Origin of the sequence: Hoylesella buccalis ATCC 35310 (assembly GCF_025151385.1) — a bacterium.
Lineage (GTDB): Bacteria > Bacteroidota > Bacteroidia > Bacteroidales > Bacteroidaceae > Prevotella > Prevotella buccalis.
On record NZ_CP102287.1, the window covers coordinates 3,187,675 to 3,209,523 of the forward strand.

General features: G+C 46.4%; 17 protein-coding genes. 6 read left to right on the forward strand and 11 right to left on the reverse strand.

The window, feature by feature from the left end:
- Positions 1-58: 58 nt before the first annotated feature.
- Positions 59-1,378: an MFS transporter gene (locus NQ518_RS13115; RefSeq protein WP_227961525.1), complete on the reverse strand. Its 1,320-nt coding sequence runs from the start codon at positions 1,376-1,378 to the stop codon at positions 59-61.
- Positions 1,379-1,440: 62 nt separating this feature from the next.
- A complete protein-coding gene (locus NQ518_RS13120) occupies positions 1,441-2,151 on the reverse strand; it encodes an HdeD family acid-resistance protein (protein WP_227961523.1) in 711 nt (236 codons plus the stop codon).
- Positions 2,152-2,237: 86 nt separating this feature from the next.
- Between NQ518_RS13120 and NQ518_RS13125 the strand changes: the two genes are divergently transcribed.
- Positions 2,238-2,747 (forward strand): histidine phosphatase family protein, encoded by a 510-nt coding sequence (locus tag NQ518_RS13125; protein ID WP_227961521.1) that lies wholly within the window; start codon positions 2,238-2,240, stop codon positions 2,745-2,747.
- A gap of 44 nt (positions 2,748-2,791) precedes the next feature.
- Here the strand turns inward: NQ518_RS13125 and NQ518_RS13130 are convergent, their stop codons facing one another.
- On the reverse strand, positions 2,792-3,928 hold the full coding sequence (locus NQ518_RS13130) for a hypothetical protein (RefSeq protein ID WP_227962345.1): 1,137 nt from the start codon (positions 3,926-3,928) through the stop codon (positions 2,792-2,794).
- A 485-nt stretch (positions 3,929-4,413) separates the two neighbouring features.
- A complete protein-coding gene (locus NQ518_RS13135) occupies positions 4,414-5,706 on the reverse strand; it encodes an ATP-binding protein (RefSeq protein WP_227961519.1) in 1,293 nt (430 codons plus the stop codon).
- Between the two features lie 1,603 nt (positions 5,707-7,309).
- Between NQ518_RS13135 and NQ518_RS13140 the strand changes: the two genes are divergently transcribed.
- The 3 genes from NQ518_RS13140 (at position 7,310) to NQ518_RS13150 (ending at position 10,451) form a co-directional block, all read left to right on the forward strand.
- Entirely contained in the window at positions 7,310-8,878 is a 1,569-nt protein-coding gene (locus NQ518_RS13140) for a capsule assembly Wzi family protein (protein ID WP_227961517.1), read from the forward strand.
- 13 nt (positions 8,879-8,891) lie between these two features.
- Positions 8,892-9,332, forward strand: a complete 441-nt coding sequence (locus NQ518_RS13145; RefSeq protein ID WP_227961515.1) for a lipocalin-like domain-containing protein — start codon at positions 8,892-8,894, stop codon at positions 9,330-9,332.
- A gap of 474 nt (positions 9,333-9,806) precedes the next feature.
- Positions 9,807-10,451, forward strand: coding sequence for a leucine-rich repeat domain-containing protein (locus tag NQ518_RS13150; RefSeq protein ID WP_227961514.1), 645 nt, complete (start codon positions 9,807-9,809; stop codon positions 10,449-10,451).
- On the opposite strand, the gene NQ518_RS13155 is transcribed toward NQ518_RS13150, so the two are convergent.
- Positions 10,438-11,673 (reverse strand): transposase, encoded by a 1,236-nt coding sequence (locus tag NQ518_RS13155; protein ID WP_459554050.1) that lies wholly within the window; start codon positions 11,671-11,673, stop codon positions 10,438-10,440. The genes NQ518_RS13150 and NQ518_RS13155 overlap by 14 nt on opposite strands.
- Positions 11,674-11,958: 285 nt before the next feature.
- Between NQ518_RS13155 and NQ518_RS13160 the strand changes: the two genes are divergently transcribed.
- Both NQ518_RS13160 and NQ518_RS13165 read left to right on the forward strand, forming a co-directional pair.
- Positions 11,959-13,647: a leucine-rich repeat protein gene (locus NQ518_RS13160; protein ID WP_227961512.1), complete on the forward strand. Its 1,689-nt coding sequence runs from the start codon at positions 11,959-11,961 to the stop codon at positions 13,645-13,647.
- Positions 13,648-13,649: 2 nt separating this feature from the next.
- Positions 13,650-13,886 carry a hypothetical protein gene (locus NQ518_RS13165; protein ID WP_227961510.1) on the forward strand — a complete coding sequence of 79 codons (237 nt, stop codon included), beginning with the start codon at positions 13,650-13,652 and terminating at the stop codon, positions 13,884-13,886.
- Between the two features lie 690 nt (positions 13,887-14,576).
- Here NQ518_RS13165 and aspA read toward each other — a convergent pair.
- The 6 genes from aspA to NQ518_RS13195 all read right to left on the reverse strand — a co-directional run bounded on the left by aspA (position 14,577) and on the right by NQ518_RS13195 (position 21,840).
- Positions 14,577-15,986, reverse strand: coding sequence for an aspartate ammonia-lyase (gene aspA / locus NQ518_RS13170; protein ID WP_227961508.1), 1,410 nt, complete (start codon positions 15,984-15,986; stop codon positions 14,577-14,579).
- 116 nt (positions 15,987-16,102) lie between these two features.
- On the reverse strand, positions 16,103-17,296 hold the full coding sequence (locus tag NQ518_RS13175; protein WP_227961506.1) for a porin: 1,194 nt from the start codon (positions 17,294-17,296) through the stop codon (positions 16,103-16,105).
- 36 nt (positions 17,297-17,332) lie between these two features.
- Positions 17,333-18,385 (reverse strand): L-asparaginase 2, encoded by a 1,053-nt coding sequence (ansB, locus tag NQ518_RS13180; protein WP_004347353.1) that lies wholly within the window; start codon positions 18,383-18,385, stop codon positions 17,333-17,335.
- 32 nt (positions 18,386-18,417) lie between these two features.
- Entirely contained in the window at positions 18,418-19,764 is a 1,347-nt protein-coding gene (locus NQ518_RS13185; RefSeq protein ID WP_227961504.1) for an anaerobic C4-dicarboxylate transporter family protein, read from the reverse strand.
- Between the two features lie 327 nt (positions 19,765-20,091).
- Positions 20,092-20,757, reverse strand: coding sequence for a sugar transferase (locus tag NQ518_RS13190; protein ID WP_227962342.1), 666 nt, complete (start codon positions 20,755-20,757; stop codon positions 20,092-20,094).
- A gap of 219 nt (positions 20,758-20,976) precedes the next feature.
- Entirely contained in the window at positions 20,977-21,840 is an 864-nt protein-coding gene (locus tag NQ518_RS13195; protein WP_227961502.1) for a LicD family protein, read from the reverse strand.
- Between the last annotated feature and the right edge of the window lie 9 nt (positions 21,841-21,849).

Genomic DNA, 21,849 nt, shown 5'->3' on the forward strand with positions numbered 1-21,849 from the left:
GACAAGCTATCAACTCGTGAACTTGTAAACTAAAAACTTGTGAACTAAAAAAGTCTATCTACTCCCCTCCCTTTTGGGGAGGGGTAGGGGGAGAGGCCGTTGTTTGCTCGGCTCCAAACGGCACAAACCAAGTGATGAGTAAGGCGGGAATGGTGCATAGCAACACGAATACAAAGAAGTGTCGGTAGCCCAATGCGTCGCTCACGGCACCACTCATCATGCCTGGCAGCATCACGCCAAGGTTCATAATGCCACTAGCAAAGGCATAGTGTGACATCTTATGCTTGCCTGGCGCGATTTGTTGCATCATGAAGAGCGTCAGTCCCACGAATCCAAAGCCATAACCAAAGTATTCCAGTCCAATGGCACTGCCTATGAAGACAAGGTCTTGTGGTTGGTAAATGGCCAACAGGTTATATGCCACAAACGGTACGTTGAACACCAAGGCCAATGAAAACAGACTCTTCTTCAAACCACGATGAGCGATATAGTAGCCGCCCAAGATAGAACCAATCACGAAGGCGGCAGCACCCACGGTGCCATAGCACAGGCCAATCTGTTGTTCTGTCATGCCTAATCCTTGCTCCGAAACCGGTGCTTTGAGGAAGAGCGGCACAATCTTCATCACAAACCCTTCGGCAAACCGATAGAGGATGATGAAGCATATATAATAGGTAATATGTTTCTTTTGGAAGAACTCCGCGAACACCGCCCACAGCTCCGTCCATACTTCACGGGCACTCTTCTTGTGCTGGGCTGCTTTGCCGTCGGTTGGAAGAATGAAAAAGTGATAGCATCCCAAAGCCAGCATGGTCACGCCGACGATGAGCATGATGAACATCCACGCCTTGGTCACGCCATAGCTCTTGATGAATATTCCCGCCAGGTACACCAGTCCGCCCGTGGCAAATATCTTCGCCACGTTGTAGAAGGCACCTTGCCAGCCTATCCAGCGTGCTTGCTCTTCGGTAGAAAGTACCGACATATACGTTCCGTCGGCGGCGATGTCGTGTGTGGCACCGCTCATGGCAATCACGGCTAAGATGCCAATGGTGATGGCAAAGAAGTCGGAGAGGTTCAAGGCGAATGCCAATAAGGCAAACATCACGCCGCAAAGCAGCTGGGTAAGCACCACAAAAAACTTCTTGGTCTTGTAGATTTCAAGGAACGGACTCCAGATAGGCTTCAACGTCCACGGCAACATAATCAATCCTGTCCAAAAGGTGATTTGCGTGTCAGAGATACCCATGCCTTTGTACATCAGCGACGTCACCATGTTAAGTACCACAAAGGGCATCCCCATGGCGAAATAAAGTGTAGGCACCCATGCAATGGGACTTGTCTTTCTCGGGTGATGGTAGTTTGGTTTTTCTTTCATTTTTTAATACAACAACATGTGCTTTTTAATACAACAGCAGGTGTACTCGTATAATGGATGCCTTATAAGTTTGTTTGTTCAGCATCGGTTGGCAATGCTGGTTTGTCCATGGAGGCGGCTGTTTCATCAACAGATTCACCAGATTCTACAGGCTCGACCGTTGTGTCAACAGCATCTGTCGCTGTGGAGTTTGTGGGTGCTTGTTTGTATTTTCGGTTCACCGACATCACCTTAAAGGCATCGATGCACTCGATGACACCATACAACACGAGCGTCCAGCCAATGACGAAGAGCGGTGCTTGTGCTATCCATTGGGGTTTTATGATGGCGATGCCACCGATGAAAAGCACCACGCAGGGCAGCAGCCAGAAGATGATGTGCACGCGGATGATGCGGTTGATGGCGGCCAACACCACAAACTGATTGATGGCACCCAGAATCAGTACGGCGGCGATGATGTACACCAGTCCGGTTGTAAAGACGGTAGGCATCAGAGCCAGTACAGCACCCAGCACCATACTGCCGATGCCCACAATGGGGAAGGTGGGGCGGAAGCCGGATATTTGCCGACCATTGGCGTCAAACACCACGGTATCATCGCGGTGCTTGCGGTCGATGAGGTAGGTGATGCACGATATGAGTCCGGTGATGAAGAATAGCACACCAATGAGAATGGTGATCCATGTAACGGTTTCTTCGCGGTAACGGATAAGTAACGCGCCAATGATAATGGACACCAGCGCACGGATGAATGTGTTTTGTACTGTTTTCATACGATTTGTAATATGTTTACAAATGTACGAACTATCTCCCATAAATGCAATACTTTTCGTATTTTTGTATCCTAATATTCCATTCTATGACAACATTATATTTGGTCAGACATGGTGAAACGGTGGACAATGCCGCCCACCTCATGCAGGGACAGACGCAGGGCAGACTCAATGCGGTTGGCCTCAGACAGGCTGAACAACTGCGCGAACGGTTCCGCCAGCTGCACGTTGATGCGTTTGTGTCCAGTGATTTATATCGGGCTCTCGAGACATGTGAGGTGATAGCCGCACCGCACGGCATCAAGGTGCAGACAACACCGCTGCTGCGCGAGCGTGACTGGGGCGACTTTACGGGAAGATACATTCCCGATTTGAAAGACTTACCCTTTCCCGAGAATGTAGAGTCGTTGGAAGAGATGAAGCATCGCGCCCGACAGTTTCTCGAAGAGATGAGCAGCCGTTACCCCCATCAAACGGTGTTGGCCGTGGGACATGGCATCATCAACAAGGCGATACAGAGCGCGTTCCATCATCAACCCATGAGTGAAATCAAGAAAATGGAAAACGCTGAGGTGAGAGTGCTGAACCTTCAATAAGTAAGAGCCCAGCGAATAATCACGCCCTTATGGAAAAGAAATAATCACCTACGGCCTCCAAAACTTCTGCCGCCACCTTGTGTTCCCCTCGAATTGCCGCCTGATCTTGATGGCGAACTATAGCTTCTGGATGGCGAGCTGTAAGACCTGCTGGGTGCCGAATAGCTCCTTGATGGTGAGCTGTAAGAGCGGCTGGGTGCCGAATAGCTCCTGGATGGTGAACTATAGCTTCTCGATGGCGAACTATACGAACGGCTTGGTGAAGAGCTCCTGGATGGTGAACTGTATGATCGGCTGGGGGAAGAACTCCTTGACGGTGGACTATAGCTTCTGGATGGTGAGCTATAGGAACGGCTTGGTGAGGAACTTCTGGATGGCGAGGAAGGGTCGGGTGTGAACGTACGGTTCGGTACGGTCGACCTAACGCCTGTCGACTCGTCACGGCCAAAGCTGCCCCCGCTTCGGCTGCCGTTACCGAACGAACCCGGTTGGGTAACGGTGGTACGCGTGCTGCTCTGTCGGTTGCCAAAGCTGCTACTGCTGCGGTTGGGTGCAGCGTTGTAGCGGCGACTACCACTCGAGCCGTAGCTTCTTGACGAATTGTCGTAGGTGGAGATGATGCGACGGGGGCCGTTGCCGAACGAGCGGCTGCCGTTGTTATAATACCCACGATTGTATCCATCACGCATGCCTATCCCATCATAACCTCGTCTGGGACCGTAGTCGCGACCATAATACCACGATCGGTTGCCGTTGCGGTGCCAGCTGTGGCCTCCACGGTACACGGCGTAAAAGTGAGGTGTACCGAAATAGAAGTAGTCACGGTATGGATAGCGGGCGTACACACCGAAGTGCCAATAGCCTGCATTCCAATAAAGCGGGCGATAGAAATAGGTGGCATCGCGGTACATGCGGTACTGCCAATCAAGCAGAATGTAACTCAAGTCCAGATTGCGGCGCTCCCAGTAGAGTCCGAACAGGTCGTCATAGTTGTCGATGCTCATCAGGTAGTCGAGGTTAATCTCGTATGCAGCCTCATATTGGTCATCGGTGAGGTTCAGCTCGTAAGCCATCTTGTCCGTCAGGAACAGGGCCTGCCGACGCGCTTGGTTGTAACTCATGGCGTTGGCTGACACCGTGAGAGCAAGCAGTGAAATCAGGGAAATAATCAGCTTTTTCATCATGAAATATTTTAATATTGTGAATATATACGTCCTTGTGATGTCCTTGTGGATAACAGACCAGCAACGATGCGTTGTTTCCATTCATCCGTTTCTTGTTCTTCATCACATCGCAAATGTAACGATTATCACGCATGCATAAAAAGGTTTTTCCCTAAACCGTGAGGGGAAAATCCCTATCACTGCTCTCTCACGAATCTGTTTAAGAACCCTTTGGCAGTTCTTTTATCCCTGCAAGCAATTCCTGATAACCCATGTCTTTGCTTATATCATTCATGAACCGCCCTTTAGGGCGGTTCTATAAATTACCACCGTAAAGTTTTATTTATGTTTGACGGTTTACGTTTTGTCATCTTGTGGTCTTTTTTTGGTTCAATTCGCTTGTTCGTTCAGTCGTATAGCTCGCTATACTCTTTCACTCACAAACAAATTGACCACCAAAAATAGTCTCACAATCTGTCAAAGCTAATTTATAGAACCGCCCTTTAATCTTTCAAACAAGCAAGCGGTATTACTTTTACTCCGTCTGGGCGTGTGTAAGCCATACTGCCACCTGTCATGATAATCATCAAGTCGGGTTCGCGCAACGGCACCTGTTTTTCTGTTTTATTATACGCTTGAACGAGACGTTTTATTTCCAAAAGATGTTTGGCTCCTTCTTCTATTTCACGGCTGCCAAGCTTACATTCTATCAGCGCATAGCGTCCATCGTCGAGATGAAGCACAAGGTCGGCTTCCAGTCCGTAGCGGTCACGATAGTATGACAAATGATTGCCAAAGCCTGGTGTGTAAGCCCGAAGATCTCTCGCACACATCTGTTCAAAGATGAAACCAAAAGTTTTGAGCTGAGTCATTAATGCTTCAGGAGAAAGTCCTAAAGCTGCAATTGTAATGGAAGGGTCTACGAAAGCCCGCTTGATACCACTTCGAATTGCTGTCTTGCTCCTAACGGCAGGGCACCACGCATCAATGTCGTCAATAACAAACAATTTATTCAGGGATGCTACATAATCTAAGAACGTACTCATCGTGAGTGACACTTCCCCAGAAGACGTTACATCAGCTAATAAAGCAGTGTTTTTTGCCAATGTAGATATGTTACGAGCGTATGAACGTAATATGGCACGAGTAGTCCGTTCGTCTCTTTGTACGCCGTCCACTCTTGAGATATCGTCTCTACAGATAGCATCCACATAGTTGCGTGCAATCAGCAATTTCGCCTTATCACTCTTCATATTAAGAAATGCAGGCCATCCGCCACGACACGCAGCGTAAATAAGGTCTTCTATCTTCATGCCAGAAGTAATGCCATCTATGTCCAAGTCTTGATTGTCGAACAATTCTTTAAGAGAGATTTTTCCGTTCGACTCTCCCGATTCCCATAGACTCATTGGCAACATCTTCATTCGTGATATCCTACCCGTACCAGAATGATGAATCTTACTTCTGTCAACAATGGTAGATCCGGTAAGAATAAACTGTCCTGGAACCTGACGCTCGTCCACCATTGTGCGCACAGCATCCCAAAGTATAGGAGCGTCCTGCCACTCATCTATAAGGCGAGGTGTTTCACCCAACAACAGCAAGGATGGTTTTGAAGCGGCAGTTGCAGCGTATTCTTCCTGCATCTCCGGATCCTGCATTTTTACGACGCTTTTACTCATTTGTTCTGCAGTTGTTGTCTTCCCGCACCACTTAGGACCCTCTATTAGTACTGCCCCAAAAGCCTCAAGATGCTCTGCCAGTTGAAGGTCTGCAATTCTATGTGAATAACTCATATTGTAACCGTAATTGATGATGTATGCAAAGTTATTGATATTCAGTTATATTTGCAAGAAAAAACTAATATTTTTGGATGCATAAAACGATGAATTGCGCTGTTTCATCATAAGCTTTTGTGGTGTTTTGTCATAATCTTTTGTGGTGTTTCATCATCAGCTTTTGTGGCATTTCATCATAAACTTTTGTGGTAAATCATTTGATGTTTTTTGTTGCTTTCGCGTTTTTCGTTGTTGAAAAACGCTGCTTTGCAGTTGGAAATTTGTTCAATATTTTATCCGTTTGATGCCCCTAAAACGGCACTTGAAAATGTGCAATCTGGAAAAAATCAATAGGCAAACAGGGAGCAAGCAGGAGGTTTTTGAACCCGAAAACTCGAGTTTTACCAAGAAAACATCGACTTTTCTCGTTGTAGAAGCATCGTTTTGATGGGCAATTTACATGGGTTAAGCATGCAAAGGCATACAGATTTCACTTTTATAACAATGCTTTTGGCTCAAAAAGGCTCGAAAAGCAGGTTCTTGATGCAAAGTTGTGTACATAAAGAATTAATAATCAGTTGTATATGAAAACTGTCTTATTTTGGGCGAATTTGCGACGATTGGTCTCTTTGTTGGCGAATAAGCCAAATATGATGCACCTTGTTGTCAAGAAAATTCACAGCTAATGTTCCTAATGCTTCTCATTTCGTCCACGTCTATGCCCCTTTTATTTCATGGCAACGGATTTACACGGAGGCACACGGATGAGCCGTGTAAATCCGGTTGGTTCCGTTTGGAATGCTGCGCAACGAGGTTGTACGCCCCGCAGGGGCAATAGCTTATAGCCCAGGGCATCGCCCTGGGTAAATGTCAACGCAAGGTAATGACGCCCCGAAGGGGCAAAAGCAAATGTGGCACAGTATTAATTAATGGCTTTTGCCCTTACAGGGCGTACGCCTACTCATGCGCATACCCAGGGCGATGCCCTGGGCTATGTGCTTTTGGGCTTTCAGCCCGTAATTACCTTGAACTTCATTTTCGTTAGATGGCTTTGTTGTGTTCTTTTGGGCTTTCAGCCCGTAAACACTTTGAACATCATTCCCGTTAAGATGATTTTGTTATAACATACGAGAAAGATTTTTCGTCTACAAACACTCTTTTTCTGTCATGGAGGCGTGGTCATCAACCATGATATATAATAATGTTTAACATTTCTCGTTATCAAAGTAACAACCATCCTGCAATTGAAATCGAATGGTACTAATTACTCTAAATCGGGCTGAAAGCCCAAAAGCATATAGCCCAGGGCAATGCCCTGGGGAAGGTGTGCAGAGAATGCGACGCCCTGAAAGGGCAAAAGCAAGTATGGCGAATAGGATGAAAGATGCTTTTGCCCTTACAGGGCGTTATCCCTCACCGTATGCCATCCCAGGGTGTTACCCCGGGCTAAACGCTTTTGCCCCTACGGGGCGTAACCCACAAACAGACTGTGTGCCAAGAGATTCAGTATATTTATTGTTGCAAAAGGGAAATCATATTTGTTAGATAGCAGCGGAAAGTGAACAAGTGTTTATTTCCGCAGCATAGTAACTTATCGTTAAAAAGCACGATTCTATAAAGCATGAAACGTCATATATTACTGTCTGTTCTACTGGTCGCAACTGGAGTGGGGCATGCCCAGGCCGATTTCGATGCAGTAAACGCATCGTCGTGGAACATCGGTGAGAACACTCATTATCAGGTAGAGTTGCAAAGTTCGTTCGCTGACGGCAAAACGCCCTTGTGGCTCCATTCCAACCGGCATGGCTTGAGTTCGTTGGAAAAGAACAACGGTTATCTGCGTGCGGCCTTAATCAGACCCTTGCGTACCGACTCGGCACGCAAATGGGGGATTGGCTATGGCCTGGATGTGGCGGCGGGTGTCAATCATACCAGTAAGATGATGGTTCAACAGGCCTTTGTTGAGCTGCGGTGGTTGCATGGCGCGCTCTCTGTAGGGAGTAAGGAATACCCCATGGAGCTGAAGAATAACCAGTTGAGCAGCGGTTCTCAAACGTTAGGTATCAATGCCCGACCCGTTCCCCAGGTGCGTTTGGCCTTGCCCGATTACTGGATGTTGCCCTTTGGCAACAGGTGGTTGCACGTGAAAGGACACATCGCCTACGGCAAGATGACGGACGACAACTGGCAGCACAGCTTTACCCAGCGCCAGTCTAAGTATGCCGACAATGTGCTGTTTCACAGCAAGGCCGGCTATCTGAAGATAGGCAATGAAGACCGCTTCTGTCTGTTTTCAATCGAAATGGGGTTGGAGATGGCCACGCTTTTTGGTGGAACGGGCTATCAACCCAAGTCTGATGGAACGGTCAACGTGATTCGCAGTCAAACGGGGTTCAGGGCTTTTTGGAATGCTTTCATGCCTGGTGGCTACGACGCACCTGAGGAGGACATCGTTTATCAGAATGTGGAAGGCGACCAACTGGGCAGCTGGCTCATACGGATGAACTATGATGCGGACACCTGGCGCATAGGTCTGTATGGTGAAAAGTTTTTCGAGGACCACTCGTCCATGTTCCAACTCGATTACGACGGGTACGGAACGGGTGATGAATGGAACGTCAAGAAGAAAAGAAAGTTCTTTGTCTACGACTTTAAGGACATGATGCTGGGCGTAGAACTCAATCTGAAATACAACGACCTGGTGCGCAACGTGGTGTTTGAATATCTGTACACCAAGTATCAGAGTGGTCCCGTGTATCACGACCACACGCAGAACATGAGTCACCATATCTCGGGCATCGACGATTTTTACAATCACTACATTTACACCGGGTGGCAGCATTGGGGTGAAGTGATGGGCAACCCGCTGTATCGCTCGCCACTCTACAACGAGGATGGCCGTATCAACGTTCAGAACAATCGATTCAAGGCCTTCCACCTGGGCGTGTCGGGCGAGCCATGGAACGGCGTGAGCTATCGTTTGTTGACCACTTGGCAGGAGGGATTGGGAACCTATAAAATGCCCTTCGCAGCCAAACAGCACAACGTAAGTGTGATGCTGGAAGTTGGCTGTCGCCTCAAACATGGCTGGAATGTCCGAGGAAGTTATGGGGGCGATTTCGGAGATATTTTGGGCAACAACCAAGGCGTACAGCTCACCATCGGCAAACATGGATTGTTCAACCTGTAAACGGATTATTGAAATGAAAAAAGTATCTTATATCTTCCTCATTCTCCTGATGCTCGCAACATGGACCTCGTGCGAGCTGGAAACATCTAACAATGGGGCCTTAGACGGTTATTGGCGTTTGCAACAAGTAGACACCTTGCAAACCAAGGGAACGACCGACCTCTCTGCGCAACGATTGTTTTGGTCGGTTCAAGGCAAGATTCTCATGCTCAACGATTTGGATTACCGCTATCCCGAGTGTGTGATGGAGTTTGAACACCGTGACCAGCGTCTGACGTTGCACAGGCCATTGCTTTCTGAGAGAACGAAGGGCGACCCCGTGATAGACGATGTGAAGATTCTCTATCCATACGGCATTCGGCGGCTGGACGAGCAGTTTGAGGTGGAACGGTTAGATGGTTCGCGTATGATATTGCGCAGTGAGCAGCTTCGATTGGTGTTCACCAAATTTTAAGAGCATCGGATGGCTCTTTCACAACAAAAGTTGGTTTGTCGTCAACCTTATTTTTTGTTTTAACAACGAATTTAACGAATTTAACGAATCCGATTGTTGGAATCAATGAACGCCAGCGTTCGCCAAATGAAACGAATTTAGCACAGATATGGACGTGTTGCTGTCGTTAGATTTGTTCCATTCGCAGAACGCTTGCGTTCATGGTCTTGCTTAGTGAATTCGTGTAATTTGTTAAATTTGTTGTTAACAATATTTCCCTTCAATAAAAGAGCCGTGTTGCTCCGTGCCATTCCGTTGTTACTATAACATTTTCGTTAAATGTGTGTAAAAAACATGCGTTGTATTTTTTACAACCAATGCTTTTGTGTATCTTTGCATCGAATTACGGAATTTTATGAATGAGGTATTCATCAATTCTTTTCAGGAGTAACAGTCCAACGACATAAAACAACAATTAAATATCATTTTGAATTTATGAAAGAAAATTACAACAACAAGACAAAGCTTCGCAGCGCATGGTTAGCGCTTGTGTTGCTGATGATAACGGCTCTGCCTATCACCGCACAGACCGCGGGCGAAAAGTTCCAAGTCGGACAACTGTATTATGAGGTGGTGGATGCCACGAACCATACCGTGAAAGTGACATACGCAAACACAGATGCGACAAAGCCAGAAGCAAGGCAGCAGGAGTTAATTGATGAAACTACAAACATCCCTGACCAGTGGAAAGGCTACAGCGGTACGCTGAAGACAAATGCAGTGGACAAGAATGGCAAAAAAGTTGAAACAATGGAAGACGAACTTGCGTATGAATTGGCTACTGGACAGATTTACACCATTACTATTCCAGATAAGGTCAACTATAATGGCAAGGACTGGACAGTCACAGCCATCGGCTCCTATGCATTCATCAATGAAAGAAGAATCAGAAAAATAGAACTTCCTAAAACGATAGAAGCCATTGAAGATGCTGCCTTTTATCAATGCAGTGTCACATTGTTGAATTTTCCGAAAAATCTGAAGTACATAGGCTGGCGCGCCTTCTATAAGAGCAATTTGGCACCTTTCTACCTTAACAATAGTTCGTTAAAATTTGAGTATATGGCTACGCAGCCTTAGGCTGCCAGCCAATGAGTTCTTTGACAATCTTACTAATTAAAGTTCGGTTCGGTCGGCATCGGGACATGTCGAAAATTAATTTCGTATAGTTCGCATTGAACATCAACGACTTAACTTTTGCCATGGAATTGTCCATGCCATTGTCTTTTATGAAGACCTTGGCGGCATTCAGTGAGGCGAACGATGCGTTGAACGCAAAGTCCAGCTGGCTCTTGTGTCTTGCCTGACAATCCATAAGTCCCGTAAATTGCTTGCTGTCGCGATAGCAGAACTCTATCTGGAAACGAGTGCGGTATGTCTTCAATACTTCCTCACCCGTCATTGAGAGTTTTGTCGAGAAGAACAACTTGCACTTTCCACCGGGCATTCGCCAGATGACAAGTCGCACCCTCTTCTTCAGAGCCTTGGCATAAGCCTCGAGGGTGTACGCCTTTCCGTCCAGTCCATCAATGTGCAGTTCTTCCATGCATGAGAGGTTGAGGTTTGCCAAGTCAATCTTGTCTCCCTTGACTCTTGGTCGTCCACGCCTCTTTTCCCTCTTGGGAATGTAATGCAGGCAAGCGTTGTCACGGAAGCGGCTGACCAGATAGAAGCCAAGCTCCGATATGCCCTTCTCGAACGTGGATGTGGAGAAGAATGCGTCAGCCACTACTATATCAGTGATACTCAGCAGTTTCTTTGAATACCGCTTCATAACACTGATGTAATATTCAACGAGTGTCTTGTTCCTCATCTTCAGCGCGGAGTTCCCTATTGTCTGATGGGCACGCAGCATCATGCACTTGTTGTTGGCAACATCCAGCAAGCCGACGCCCATGATTTCAAGTCCGTGCTTCACCGCCCCTGCACATCCCGACCAGAACCGTCCGATATGAGGAGTCTTCTTCCCAGCCTTGCTGATATAGCATGGGTCTATGGCAATGGCAAGTAAGCCATCCATGTCCAACACACGCCTTGCAAGAGACAGGTTCAACAGAAGCCAATCGATGCAGTCTTTCTTCTTGCGGTTGAAATTCTGACGATAGGTCTGCTCGCCATGCTTGCCGTAGCGAGCCATCTGTGTGAAGTTTATCTTTCTGGGTAGAATCATATATAAAGTTAGTATCTCGATGAGCAGAGTCTGGAAAGTTTTTGCTAACTTTGCACCAGATTCTTTTATTGATGTACGGATTGCATCCTTGAGGATCTCCTCATATTGGCTAAGTGGCTCTGAAATCATCATACTTTTAAAGTCTTGTATCAACTATAAAGGTACTGAAAATCAGACACTTAGCCAAATTTATTTAGTTATGTTTTGTTAATCAACTCGCTCATTTTCAAACAATTATGTGATTATTAACAGAGTATTGACCTTAAAGAATATAAAGGTAGAAACCCCGCCAAAGAAGGGACATGGGAGAGAAAACCTGGTACAGCGGTTGATATTCCAGGCTCAACTGCCATAGGTCCCCAAGCCTTTGAGGGAAGCTTTTCAACGTCAAAGTTTAAGTGCCCGAATATAACATTCGTGGGGTATCAGGCTTTCAAGGGTGCCAAAATTGATATAACAACAGCCATCCCTGCAACAGCGAAGATTGGCGAACTGCCCGAAGATAACAAAATTAAGGCGATGTATAACAACCTGCCCGCAGGCACTGACCAGCGGTCGGGCGTGGAATCCTTTGCGGAATTCAGCGGCAGTGTAAGTTTGGCTGAAGGTCCAACAACCATCCCTACAGGCATGTTTGAAAAAGCCTTTACCAACTTATCTCATTTTCTCATTCCCTTTTCTGTGGTGAATTCCATAGACGAAAGAGCTTTCTCAAATGCTGGTATTCTTAGTTTCAACGCCTTGTCTGAAGTAAAGAGGATTGGTGCAAGGGCTTTCGAAAATGGCGTTATGTCAGGTGATTTTGTAATTGGAGACCAAGTTGAGGAAGTAGGCGATGGTGCCTTTGCGGGAAATACCAAATTGGAAGCATTTATCTTGAAGGGTAGTGCTAACTGCAAGATTGGTGTAGAAATTCTTGAAGGTTGCCCCAACTTGGAATTTGTAGACTTGCGCAATGTAAAAAATGAAGATTTTAAAAAGAACCTGAAGAATTTGTCGCGCGAATTTAATTCGCATACAATCACATCAGGTTTGCCTACCCACACTCTCGTGTTTCTTCCGGAAGCAACGGACATCACCATTGCGGATGGTCAGGACGTGAACTTTGTCAAGAGCGACGGTACATGTACCAAGCTGAGCTTGCAGGATGGCATGGAATACGAGTTTCTTTGTGACATCAAAGCCAATCAAGCAGTTTACAACAGATGCAACATGACCATTAACAAGACAACCATAGATCGTGGTTACAACACCCCATTAGAAGTTGCTCATTATGAAGGAGATAATTCTCTAACCTCCTACCGCGAATTTTCTAAGTTTGCTGATGGCAAGCACTGTTTCACTATCTTTTTACCGTACGCCGTGACATTGCCAGAAGGCATACGCGCATACGAGTTGAGATATAAGAACAAGAAAGAGTATTTCACAGATGGTATTAAAGATGATGAGTTTCCTCAATACCCTAACGGTTATCCATTAGGTGAAACACAATTCTATGTCTTCAATTCAATACCTGACGGCAGCACGCTCGAGGCGAGCAGGCCATATCTCCTGCGTATCACTGATGGAAACAATCACACCTCCGAGAAATTTACGGCCAACAATGTGGAAATAGCTAAGTCACCTGAAAAGTTTGGCATAGTCGATGGAGGACGCTTAAAGCCCGTTGGCTTCCCCGCCACGTCGTCTGAGCAGTCTTACAGCTTCCAAGGCAGTACCGAAAAGATTCCTGCTGAGGCTTATGGTCATGATAGGCCTTATGTGCTGAACATAGTGAAGAAGCATACCATTGAAGGACTAAATAAGGAAATCGATGTGTGGAGGCAAATGAAATATGAAAATAAGGGATCAAATATACAAAATCCCAGCATACCGCCATTCCGTGGTTTTGTAAATCTTTTGCCGGGTGCTTCAAGCGCCAAGCAATTCATGGTACTCTCGGAAGGGGAGACGACGGGCATTAGCAGTGTGACAGAAAATGCCGACGCACAGCAAGGCGCACAGCGCATTTACACCATTGACGGACGCTATGTTGGCACCAACTTCGACAGTCTGCCATCGGGCATGTATATCATGAAGGGTAAGAAAACATTAAAGACGAAATAAAGATGAACACTAAAGATAAAAATATAAACAGCACAGCTGGCGACAGGCGCACCTACTTGTCGCCATGCGTCCAAATCATCAAAATGGAAACAACTAACCCCTTAGCGGAAAGTCTCGAAATACCAATAGACACTCCCGGTGCCACTGATGCCAATGGAAAGCAGTGGCAGGGCGACGACTTGGACTCATGGGACGAAGAGGATGGCAACAATGAAAACAACTGGGGAAGCGGGTGGTAACCCTCGGCATGCGTGCCGAGAATAGCCATGCTACCAGTGATGACATGGAATAGAGTGGGAGGGAACCAATGGTTTCTCTCCCACTTCGTGTTTGATAGCCGCTCACCAGGTTGTAACCTCCAACATCATCCTGCTGGTGGTGTGGAACAACTCTTTCATATAGAAAGTATGTTGCCAACAACAATCATTTTTTTGTTTTAACAACGAATTGAACCAATTAAACAAATTCGATTGTTGGAAATCAATGAATTATTCATGGTCCTGTTTAGTTGATTCGTATCATTTGTTTAATTTGTAGTTCAACATTAATCATTTTCTTTTGTTTTAACAACGAATTTAACGAATAACACAAATTCGATTGTTGGAATCAATGAACGCCAGCGTTCGCCAAATGAAACGAATTTAGCACAGTTATGGACGTGTTGCTGTCGTTAGATTTGTTCCATTCGCAGAACGCTTGCGTTCATGGTCTTGTTTACTTGATTCGTTTCATTGGTTTCATTCGTTGTTCAACAATAGTTCCCTACAATAAAAGAGCCGTGTCGTTCCGTGCCATTCCGTTGCACCTAACACCGCCTGCCATGCGATTCGTTGCATTGGTTCGATTCGTTGTTAAAACAAAAAGAAAAGGGGGTGCATCAAAATGATGATGCATCCCCTTATCATGTTATCAGGGCTTTCGCCCTATGCCTATAGGTTGTGTGATTGCAACATGGCCTTTGGGTCGAGAATCTTGTCAACCTCTTCGGCACTCATGAGCTTCTTCTCCACCACAATCTCGTGTAGGCTCTTACCGGTCTCCAGTGCTTCCTTGGCTACCTTGGTGCTGTTTTTGTACCCAATGTATGGGTTCAGCGCCGTGACAATGCCGATGGAATGTTTCACCATGTCGAGGTTGTGCTTCTCGTTCAAGGTAATGCCGCTCACGCATTTCTCCCTGAAGGTGTTCATGACGTTGGTCATCCAGGTGATGCTTTCAAACATGCACTCTACGATGACAGGCTCCATGACGTTGAGTTGCAGCTGTCCGGCTTCGGCAGCCATGGTGATGGTCATGTCGTTACCGATGACTTTGAAGCACACTTGGTTGGTCACCTCGGGTATGACGGGGTTCACCTTACCCGGCATGATGGAAGACCCCGGCGCCATAGCTGGCAGATTGATTTCGTACAAGCCGCAACGAGGACCTGAAGCCATGAGACGGAGGTCGTTGCAAATCTTGGATAACTTGACCGCCAATCGCTTCAATGCTCCTGAGTAGCTTACATAATCGCTGGTGTCTGGTGTGGCCGCAATCATGTCTTTGGCCTTCACAAACTTGTCGCCGGTGAACTTGGTGAGATACTCGGTCACCAAATCAGCATAGCCTGGAACTGCGTTCAGACCTGTGCCAATGGCTGTGGCACCCATGTTGATGGTGAGCATTTTCTTCGCATTGTATTCGATGTACTCCAGCTCATCTTCCAATGTGTTGGCAAAAGCGGCGAACTCTTGTCCCGATGTCATGGGCACAGCGTCTTGCAATTGGGTGCGACCCATCTTCACTGCGTCTTTAAACTCGTCGGCCTTGGTGCGCAAGCAGTCTACGAGTGCTTTCAGGCTCTTCAACAAGTCTTTGTTCATGCGGTAGGCCGCATAGCGTAAAGCTGTAGGGTAAGCGTCGTTGGTAGACTGTCCGCAGTTGACATGGTCGTTGGGGTAGCAGTGCACATAGTCACCTTTCTCAAATCCCATCAACTCCAGTGCGCGGTTGGCAATCACCTCGTTGGCGTTCATGTTCACGGATGTGCCGGCTCCACCTTGCATCATGTCAATGCAGAAGTTGTCCCACAGCTTACCTCCGATGATATCATCGGCAGCTTGACAGATGTGATCTGCAATGTTTTTGTCAAGGGCACCCAGCTCAGCGTTGGCTGCGGCAGCGGCCTTCTTGACGTAGGCGATGGCCATGATAAACTGGGGATAATCGCACATCTTGGTGTTGGAAATGCGATAATTGTTGATGGCGCGCTGCGTTTGAACACCATAATAAGCGTCTGCTGGCACTTGTAATTCGCCCAAGAGATCAGACTCTACTCTGTATTTTTCGTTTGTTTCCATTGTATTTACTATTTATTTTTGTAGTTGTTTTTTTAGTGTTTATCATGGTTCGTCATAACAGACGAACGTGGACACGAGGGGTGTCTCACGTTCATCTTGCTGTTAAAGGGCTGTTGTTAGAATGCCTTGATTCTGTACATGAAGCCCAATTCGATGCGACTGGTGTTGTAGTCAGCCAGTTTGCTCTTATCGGTGAACTTGTAGTTGCGGCCGATGTATGACAAGAATACGCGGCAGTCTTGTGACTTGACAGGATAATATTCCAAGCTGGCAAAGTAACCAAAGGACTTACGATAGTTCTTGAGTTCTTCGATCTTGCTGACACTTGCCGTCTCGTACATGCCTTTGAGCATCAGGTTCCACTGTGGAACGAACTGCCAATTAACTTTGGTTATGAACGAGTTGTAGTTCACCTTGCCGTAGCGCACGTTGCCTTTTCCGCGGAATGCAGACAAGTCGCTGGTGGCAATGCCCAGACGGTCTACGTCGTCAAAGGCCCCCATGTAGTCGAAATACCACTGGAAGGTGGGCAAGTTGAGCTTTTGACCGAGCATCACCATCTGGCTGCTCTGATCCTTGGCCTGTGTCTGTGTGCCCACTGACCAACGCGTTTGTAGCTTATCGCCAAAGAAATTACCATTCCACAAGAAGATATAGGTCAATGGATGTTTGGCAGCTTCCACAGCTTCAGTCTTTCCATTCTCTTTCATCACCTTGAGGTCAGCCCCGTATTCTTGAGTCAACTTGTTGTTGTAAGCATTGGTGATGTTCAGGTTGAACTCCTGAGATTCCACGGGTTTGAATGCGAAGTTTACGCCGGCCATGAAGTTATCCATGTTGTCAACCATGTCAGAGTATTGGTAGATGTACATGGGGTTTTCGTCAAATTCGAATCCACCCCAGTTTTGACACATCTTACCACCCGTGATACCGAGCTTGTCGGTGACCTGATAACCAACCGAAAGAATGTCGGTAGCCTTAGCAAAGTTGTCCTCGCCCTGCGCACCATTGGCTTTATTCAAGCGGTGACGGAAACGGTAAGAGAGTTTGCCGAAGGAACCTTTGATTTCCAATCGGGCTTGCTTGTTCTTGAAGGACGAACCCCAGTCGTTGCCATCGTAGGCCTCTTGGAAGGAAGACGCATAGTTGAAGTATACATTGAATGCGTCGCTTTTCTTCTCCAATTTGGACAGACGACTTGCTAATGACTCGTAATTGCCATCTTCGCCACCCATGCCTGTATTGTTACCTTGTGCGCTTGCGCCCAGTGCCAAAGACATCATAGCGCAAATCATCATTATTTTTTTCATGTTCATTATGTTTATTCCTGTTATCAATGATAGGAATTAATATTCTTGGTAGTATTTCTGAATTTGCTGCCAGTCGTGTGTTTTCGTCAAAGCCAGCATCAACAATACGCGTGCTTTCTGAGGATTGAGGTTGAGAGATGCCACGAAATGATATTTGTTGTCATCTACCTCAGCATTCAAGTTGGTAGGACCTGTGGGAACACGGCTTGAACGAACGATTTGGATGCCGCTGTTCTGTGCTTTGATAGCCACGTCGAAAACGTCTTTGTAGAAGTTGCCGTCGCCAACACCTGCCAATACAATGCCATCGTACTTGGCATCAACGAATGCCTTGATAGGAAGGTCAGAGCAGTTGGAGTAACCGTAGATGATGCCCACCTGTGGCAACTTGTCGAGGTTGTCCACGTTGAATACTGATTCTGTTCCGCGCTTGTAGGCTGGTGTTTGCAGATAGTAAGCCTTGCCATTGAACACGTTACCAATTTGACCATAGATGCCACCCTTGAACGTACCGCAGTCGGTGGTGTGTGTCTTGATGACCGATTTGGCGTCAAACAGTTGGTCGTTCATGCAAACCATCACGCCCTTGTCGCGCGATTCGGGTGTAGCAATGGCAGCCACTGCATTGTACAGGTTGGCGGGTCCGTCAGCAGAGATGGCTGTGGCCGAACGCATGGCACCTACCAAGATGACAGGCTTGTTGCTGTGTACGGTGAGGCTCAAGAAGTAAGCAGTCTCTTCCATGGTGTCGGTTCCATGAGTGATCAGCACGCCGTCGTAACCTTCTTGGTTGAGCAGCTGGTTGATTCGTTTGGCCAGTTTCAGCCACACTTGGTCGTTCATGTCCTGACTACCGATGTTGCAAATTTGCTCACCCGATACATCAGCGATGTCTTTAATCTGCGGAACGGCAGCAATCAAGGTTTCTACACCCAGTTGGCCGGCATTGTAAGCCGATGAGGTAGAACTTGTGGATACACCAGCAATGGTGCCACCTGTTGCCAAGATGCGAACCTTAGGTTTGGCACATAGACCAACGGTAACGAACAATGCAACAATCACCAGGATGTTGATACGTAAATGTTTCATAATAAATTGTTTTTAAGTGATTAAATATGATATCAATAAAATATTTGCGTGATCAAGAAAGCCAGTCCGATGGACACGATGGTCGTGATGAATCCTGACAACTGGAAACTGTGGTTGATGACGTACCGACCGATTCGTGTGGTGCCGGTTCGGTCAAAATTGATGGCTGCCACCTCGGTGGGGTAGTTGGGCATGAAGAAATAACCGTTGCAGGCGGGGAACATCGCCAGCAGGTACAGCGGGTTGATGCCCAGCAACACACCCAGTGGATAGATGGTGCGCACGGTGGCTGCCTGTGAGAACAGCATGATGCTCATGATGAAGAGAATGACGGCGAACAAGAAGGGAGCCGCTTGTACCCAATCGGCCAGGTGAGTGACGAAGAAGTCTTTGTTGCCATTGAAGAAGGTGTCGCCCATCCAGGCAATACCGAAGATGCTCACCATGGCGTTCATGCCGGCAGCGAAGACAGTTCCCTTGGCAGCTGTGGCCACATTGCCCTTGCCCACAAGGAGAATCAACGCAGCCGCTGACATCATCACAATCTCGATCATCTCGGAGGTGGCTATTGGCGTCATCACGCCGTCAACCATGTGATGGGGCTTCAGTTGAGGGAACAGACCAAATGTTACCACCAGCGCAACGCCCAGCAAGAAGGCGTACACGGAGTATTTTGCGCGTGGGTTGGGGTTGGCGTTTATTTGCTGCATGCGTTTCTGTTCTTCTTCCGGATTGATTTCACCCGACGCCACCTTGGCTTGGTAGATGGGGTCGTCTTCCAACTCTTTACCTATCCGGTTCTGTACAAACGCTGCCACGAGGATGGCTACGAAAGAGGCCGGAATGCACACAATCATTACATCGGCCAGGTCGATGCCTTTCATGCCCAGGATATCAGTACTGATGATGGCTGCCGTAGCGGCACTCACGGGACTACCGGTGATGCCCAGCGACGCAGCAATGACACTGACGCTTAATGGTCTTTCGGGTCTAATTTTGTTTGCCTGGGCTATCTCAGAAATGATGGGGAGCAGTGAATAACAGGTGTGCGCCGTTCCTGCCAACAGGCAAAACATCCAGCATGCCAACGGACCGTAATAGGTGATTTGACTGGGATGCTTGCGCAGGAACTTGCCCGTGACACCCACCAGATAGTCTAAACCGCCAGTGGCTTGTAGGGATGCGGCTGCTACAATAACCGAAACAATGATCATCATCACATCAATGGGTGCTTTTCCCGGTGCCAGACCGAAGACAAAGACCAATAAGAAAGTACCTACCATACCGTAGATACCCATGCCGATGCCGCCTACGCGGGCACCAATGAAGATGAACCCAAATACAATGAGTAATTGTAAGATGATGAGTGTAGTAGCCATTTGTTTTTACTTACAGTTTTTAAAATGCGACCGCAAAGTAAAGGAATCTACCCTGATTTTTGTTAGTTTTTACGTTAATTAATGTAACTGTTAACACTAATTAACTCGCGTAGAGGACGTGATGTTTCTTTTTGTTACTCCCGTTGTGTTGCGTTCGTGAAATGTCCGTATGCCATCTGCTATCAACAAGAATAAATTCGATATCAACAATCGTATCATCCTTTGCCATCAAGCATGGTATAATATGGTGGTGGATGTTGTCTGGGTAGTTAGACTTTAGATTGGGAAGCCTGTTCTCTCTATGTGAAAGGTTTGAATGGGTTAAGGTTAGAAAATTTTACCGAATGCGATGTTAATGAAAGTCTTGGTTAGTATTTTCATATCGAACCACCATGACCGATGTTCCAGGTAATACAAGTCGAGATCCAGTCGTTTCAGCATCTTCTCCATGGTATCTGTGTAACCATTGTACAAGGTCGCATACGAGGTGACACCAGGACGGATTTGGTAAAGATAGGCGTACCTGGAATCCCGTTGCATGATTTGGTCGATGTAGAACTTTCGTTCCGGTCGTGGTCCGATGAAGGCCATGTCCCCTTTGATCACATTCCACAGTTGTGGCAGTTCGTCCAAGTGGTGTGTGCGCAGGTATCTGCCTATTTTGGTCATGCGCTTGTCGTGTTGGTGTCTGTAAAGTTGCGGTCCATCTTTCTCCGCATCGATGCACATGCTGCGAAATTTGTAAATGGTGAAAGGTCGGCCGAAGCGTCCGATTCGTTCCTGTTTGAAGATTACGGGTCCGCCGTCTTCACGCTTCACCAAGCAGTAGCAAAGCAGAAACAAGGGTGAGAAAACTATCAGTGCAAGGGTGGCTATCAAGAAATCGGCAGTTCGCTTGATGTTACGCTCCAACTCGTTCATACCGTCGGGAATGAACCGAGGGTTCTTGATGTCGTCATTGTATTTGATGTAGGGCGGGATTGTCTTCACCATGTGCACTTTTATCATATAACGCAGCTTTGCTTGGCTTATTATGTGCGATGCTTCATATTTTTGAATGAGGTGAATTCCAACAAGTAAACGTACTACGATGAAACTGTAATGACATTCAATCAGCTAACAAGCTACTGATACTTCATCTTATTTCTTTCGGCAGACAAGTTGCGTTCTTTCAAACAAACCCCTATCGAGCGTATTTTTGTTTCCTTTTCGTTACATTCTTTTGCCAAACATCTTGTCTATAATCTCCTTTCGAGAGTATCTTTTGTCTAAATCTATAAAATATCGGTAGTGTTGTGATTGGCGCTGTGTGGCTGGCGGAGGAGTCATGTAGTCACCATAATATGTTTTCAAAACGTTGTCATAGTTTGAGGGTACAGTTATTTCCAAATTCTCAAAAGGTAATATTATTCCATCTCCGAACCAGTCTTTAGAAAATACCACACTCAGACTGCTTTTTACGTCATAAGTCCATATCCTATTTGTTTCTGGAATAGAAAGCAAAACACCTTGTATCTTCTTAATACCCATCTTGGCAATACCCCTAAACGGTTTAAGAATGTTGTAAAACAGCAACTTTGGCAAAAAGCTAATTTCACCTTTCTTAAGATGTGTGCGTATCTCGATTGAAGAATAGGTTCTGTAACTCCGCCCATACACAAGCCACAGTATCCTATATATCCAATTTATTCTTTTCAGAAACTTTCCTTTATGGTTATCGTAATTATCCAAAGGGAAAATATCTAAATATAATCCCATTAATGCCTCGCCCTCACGCTCTATGATAGTAGAGTTGCGGTCGCAAAATTTGGCAAAGTATAAGTAATATCCCTTATCTTTAATATCTATTATTTCATAGTTTGTTCCATTTAAATGGCTTCTAAGAGATAACAGTTTATCGTAATCCTTTCGTGGCATCCATACGTCTATATCATCATCCCAAGGTATCATACCTTGATGTCTTACGGCTCCCAGTGCCGTACCGTATGCGGCATAATAAGTAAGGTGATGTTCATGACAAAAAGCTATAAACGCCTTGAAAAGGGTAAGTAAGCTATTGTTTAATTGAGAATCCATACTTAAATA